Origin of the sequence: Sandarakinorhabdus sp. (genome assembly GCF_041689835.1) — a bacterium.
Lineage (GTDB): Bacteria > Pseudomonadota > Alphaproteobacteria > Sphingomonadales > Sphingomonadaceae > Sandarakinorhabdus.
Genome location: NZ_JBDNFM010000033.1, coordinates 1 through 4,838 on the forward strand (window position 1 = coordinate 1; position 4,838 = coordinate 4,838).

The 4,838-nt window shown below is 68.3% G+C and carries 3 protein-coding genes; 1 reads left to right on the forward strand and 2 read right to left on the reverse strand.

The window, feature by feature from the left end; genetic code table 11:
- The coding region (locus tag ACESL8_RS01605) for an acyl-CoA dehydrogenase family protein (RefSeq protein ID WP_372915223.1) at nt 1-1,631 on the reverse strand (1,631 nt) is incomplete at its 3' end.
- A 160-nt stretch (nt 1,632-1,791) separates the two neighbouring features.
- Here ACESL8_RS01605 and ACESL8_RS01610 point away from each other — a divergent pair.
- A complete protein-coding gene (locus ACESL8_RS01610) occupies nt 1,792-3,843 on the forward strand; it encodes an alpha-galactosidase (RefSeq protein WP_372915225.1) in 2,052 nt (683 codons plus the stop codon).
- A gap of 4 nt (nt 3,844-3,847) precedes the next feature.
- On the opposite strand, the gene ACESL8_RS01615 is transcribed toward ACESL8_RS01610, so the two are convergent.
- On the reverse strand, nt 3,848-4,838 hold a 991-nt coding region (locus ACESL8_RS01615; RefSeq protein WP_372915228.1), incomplete at its 5' end, for an acyl-CoA dehydrogenase family protein.

Here is a 4,838-nt window from a genome sequence, read left to right on the forward strand (position 1 = left end):
GCCAGCGGGCCGAAGGGCGCATGGGCCGCAGCTGGCGCGTCCGGCCCCAACGCCGCCACCACTTCCTCGGCCAGCACCATCGTCGACAAGAACCGTTCCGGGCCGGAGCGTTCATAGGCCAGCTCGCTCATCACCTGGCGCCAGCCATTGCCCTCGGCGCCCACCAGCGCATCGGCGGGCACGAACACCTCGTCGAAATGCACTTCGTTGAAATGATGCTCCCCCATCAGATCGATGATCGGGCGGATGCTGAGCCCGGGGCTGTCCATCGGCACCAGCAACTGGCTCAAGCCTTCGTGTCTTGAAGATTCTGGCCGCTGGGAACCATCGTTCTTGGCCCCTGTGCGGCACAGCAGCAACATGGCGTGCGCCTTGTGGGCATAAGTCGTCCACAATTTTGTGCCGTTCACCCGCCAGCCGCCATCAACGGCACGCGCCCGCGTGGTCAGCGCCGCCAGGTCCGATCCCGCGCCTTGCTCGCTCATGCCGATGCAGGCGTACAATTCGCCGCGCGCGATGGCCGGCAGATACGCCGCCTGCTGCGCTGGGGTGCCGAATTTCAGCAACAATGGCCCCGTTTGGCGATCGGCAATCCAGTGCGCCGCCACCGGTGCCCCGGCGGCGAGCAGTTCCTCGATCACCACCAGCCGGTCGAGCGCGCTGCGTTCCTGCCCGCCCAAAGCCTTCGGCCAGCCCATCCCCAGCCAGCCGCGTTCGCCCAGTTTGCGGCTGAATTGCGGGCTATGGCCGTTCCAGCTGTGGGCACGCACGTGCGGTGGAAGTGCCGCCAGTTCCTCGGCCAGAAAATCCCGCACTTCGGCGCGCAGATCGGCCCGTTCAGCGGTTTCGGCCACCACCGGAAAGCGGAACCGATCACCGGCAGCGGCAAGTTCAGCCGCACCGAGCAGCGGTTCATCCGTTGCCAGCCGCCACAGGCTGCCGCGCGCCAGCACATCGGCGCCCAGCCGGGTGTGCCAAGCATGCTCGCTGCCGGCCACGTCGCGGCGCTGCCACAGCGCGCGGGTGAACAGCTGCAGGCGATGATCCGCCGTCACGCCGATGGCGCCGTGCAACTGGTGGGCCAGTGCCGCAATCACGCCGGCAGCCTCGCTGGCGCGGGCCTTGCTCGCTGCAACCATCGACCAGCTTTCACCCTGCAGCCCCAGCCCGGCCAGGCCAACCGCCGCGCCCGCCGCAGCGGTTTCGGCCGCCAGTTGCGCAAGGCTGTGCTGCACCGCCTGATTGCGGGCCAGCGGCTTGCCGAACTGCTGGCGTGTTTGCGTCCATTCAAGCGTCAACGTCAGCACGGTTTCGGCCAGGCCGGCGATTTCCGCGGCGGCCAGCGCCGGCGCCCACAGCTCGGCCGGACACGTTGGGGCAGCATCGATCATCGCATCGGCCAGCGGCCACGGTGCCCCGGCCTTGCCGTGCGCGCGGGCGATGGCCAGCACGGTGGCCGCATCCAGCGCCAATCCGCCCGCCGCCTCCGCCGCCAGTGCCAGCGGCAAACCGGCCGCTTCAATCGCCTCCCAGCCGCCTGCGGCCTGCCCGGCACGCGCCTGCCTCAGCCGGGCATCGCTGGCTTCATGCGCCAGCAGCCGGCTCACCTGATCGATCAACACAACATCCATGCCCGGCAGACTAGGCGCACGGGCCGGCGCTGCACAGGCTGAGAGTTGCGCGAGGCACCGTGACTTGCGCTGCTTCGTGCAGAATTTCCGCTGCAAAGATGACGCTCGCACCCTGCTGGTGGGTTGACTTGACCGCTCGCGCCGCCAATCTGGCGCGGTGATGATCCATGCCCTCCACAGCCCAGAAGCCAGCCTGGTGTTCGAACACGCCGGCGAGGCGCTATTGTGGCGGCATCTGGGGCTGCGCGTGGCCACGGACGGCCTGCCGCCGCTGTCCAGCACGCGCGGCGCGGCGACCTTCTCGCTGGACGACGATGTGCCGCTTGCCGCCGCGCCCGGCCTCGGCTGGTTCGGGCCGCTGGCGGTTTGTGTTGCCGGGCACGTGCTGCGCTGGGCGGTGACCGATGTTGCGGCAGACGCGCAGTCGCTGCGGGTCACGCTGCGCGATGCCGATAGCGGGCTTGTGCTGGAACAAGGTTTTGCGCTGCTCCCGGGCGGCGGTTTTGAAATCAGCGCCGCGCTGGGCAATGATGGCCCGGTGCCGATCATGGTGGAACAGCTGGCCAGCGCGCTGCTGCCGCTGCCGGCCGGGCTGGACCGCAGCCTGAGCTGGCGCGGCCGCCACAATGCCGAATTCGTCGACTGTATTGAGCCGCTGCCCGCGCACCAGTGGCGGCGGGAGGGCTGGCGCGGCCTGCCCGGCCACGGCGGGCCGCCGGGCCTGTATCTGCTGGGCGCACAGGCTGGCTGGGATCAGGGCCTGGTGCTGGCGGCGCAGCTGGCATGGTCAGGCGATGCCGTGCTGGCCGTGGAGCGCGACGATGAAGGTCGCCACCTGCTGATAGCTGGCGCTGCCGGACGTTTCACCCTGCAGCCCGGTGAACGCTTTGCTGCGCCGCCGTTGCTGTTGGCGATCAGCGGGCGGGGCCGCAACGGCGCGATGCAGCAGATGCACGCAGCAGTTAGGGCGCGGCTGGGCACGCCGTTACCGCCGCGACCGGTGCATCTCAACAGCTGGGAAGCCTGCTATTTCCGCCACGACGCCGCCCGCATCCTTGAACTGGCCCGCGCCGCAGCCGCCATCGGGGCGGAGCGTTTCGTCCTTGACGATGGCTGGTTCCAGGGCCGCGACGATGACCGCGCCGGGCTGGGCGACTGGGTGGCCGATGCGCGCAAATATCCGGACGGGCTGAAACCGCTGGCGGATGGCGTGGGCGCGCTGGGCTTGCAATTCGGGCTGTGGGTGGAACCGGAAATGGTCAACCCCGACAGTGATTTGTACCGCGCGCATCCCGATTGGGCGCTGCACATTCCCGGCGCCCCACGCCCCACCGCGCGAAATCAATTGGTGCTGAACCTGTCGCTGCCGGCGGTGGAGGATTATCTGTTCGTCAGCCTCGACAGGCTGCTGTCCGAGGTGCCGATTGCCTACCTCAAATGGGATCACAACCGCGATCTCGCGCCCGCTGGTGGGGCGGGGCAGGTGAGCGGCCTGTATCGCCTGCTGAACCGGCTGCGCGCGGCGCACCGCCAAGTCGAGATCGAAAGCTGCGCCGGCGGCGGCGGGCGCATCGATGCCGGGATCGCGGCCTTCACCCAGCGCTTCTGGACCAGCGACAATCTCGATGCCGTCTGCCGCGTATCGATCCAGCGCGGATTTCAGGCGTTTTTCCCGCCCGAACTGATGGGCGCGCATGTTGGCGCCAGCCCGGCCCACGCCACCAGCCGCCACCAGACGCTGGGTTTCCGCGCCGGCGTCGCGCTGCCGGGTCATTTCGGCGTGGAACTGGACCCGGCCAAGCTGCCCGAGACTGAGCGCGCCGAACTCGCCGGCTGGATCGCCTTTCACAAGCAGTGGCGGCATCTGCTGCACGGCCAGACGCTGGTGATGGGGGAGGGGGCGGACGGCCTCTGGTGGCAGGCCAGCGGTGACGGGGCGCAGTGGTTGCTGCTGGTCACGCGGCTCCCACCGCCGCAGGATCGCCGGCCGCAGCCGCTGGTGCTGCCGTTCCTGGGCAATGCCGGGCCCATCCACGCCCGGCTGCTGACCCGCGCCGGAAACACACCGCACAAGGGTTTTGGCGAGCCGGCGTATCTCGCCCAATTGTCAGGCGCAGGCGTCACCTTCCCGGCCGATTGGCTCGCCCACGCCGGCCTGCCGCTACCGCCGCTGCTGGCGGAATCCGTTGCCGTGTTTCACCTGCAAGCCTGAACGTTCAACCGTTTCGCCGCGCCAGATATTGCCAAAGAATGCCGCGCTGGATTTCGTTGGTGCCGGCATAGATCGAACCAGCGCGGTCGTTGAGATATTTGGGAAACGCCTTGGCCGCCCACGCCGGGCCAACACCTTGGCCGTCGGCCGGCGCAGAAAATCCCGGCACATCACCGCCCGGCAGGGTCAGGTGCGGCTGATACGCGGCGACCCACGGCAACGCGGCTTCCACTTCAAGTTCGGTCAGGCGCTGGCTGAGTTCGGTGCCCAATATTTTCAGCGCCGATGCCATCGGGCCGGGGGCAGCCCCGTTGGACAGGCCGGCGTTGAACTGCAGTTCCAGCGCGTCCAGCGCCTCGATTTCGACGCGCAGTGCCGCCAGCCGCCCCGGCATCGCCGCGCCGGTTTCGGCCAGATGTACCACCAGCGTGTCGACGCGCTTCACGAGGCTGGGCGCATAGGCGTGGCCGCCGCGCTCGAACTCCATCAGATATTTGGCCACCGTCCAGCCATCGTCGATGCGGCCGACCACGTTGCACGCCGGCACCCGCACCGCGTCGAAAATCACCTCGTTCTGCACATGCTCGCCCGACAGCGAGATAATCGGGCGCACGCTCACCCCCGGCGTCTTCATGTCGATGAGCAGAAAACTGATGCCCAGCTGCGGTTTTTCCAGCCGGGTGGTGCGCACCAGGCAAAAAATCCAGTCGGCATAATGCGCGTGGGTGGTCCAGATCTTGGCGCCGGTGCAGATGAAATCATCGCCGTCGCGTTCCGCCTTCATCTGCAGCGAGGCGAGGTCCGAACCGGAATTGGGCTCCGAGTAACCTTGGCACCAGAATTCATCACCAGCGAGCATCGGCGGCAGAAACCGCTGTTTTTGCGCATCGGTGCCATAATGCAGCAGCACCGGCCCGCACATGCCCAGCCCCATCGGCGACAGCGGCGGGGCGCCGGCTTCGGTGGTTTCGCGCGCAAAGATATAACGCCGCGCC

Coding starts and splice junctions, on each gene's coding strand:
- ACESL8_RS01610 (WP_372915225.1), top strand. CDS start 1,792: ATGATCCATGCCCTCCACAGCCCAGAAGCCAGCCTGGTGTTCGAACAC.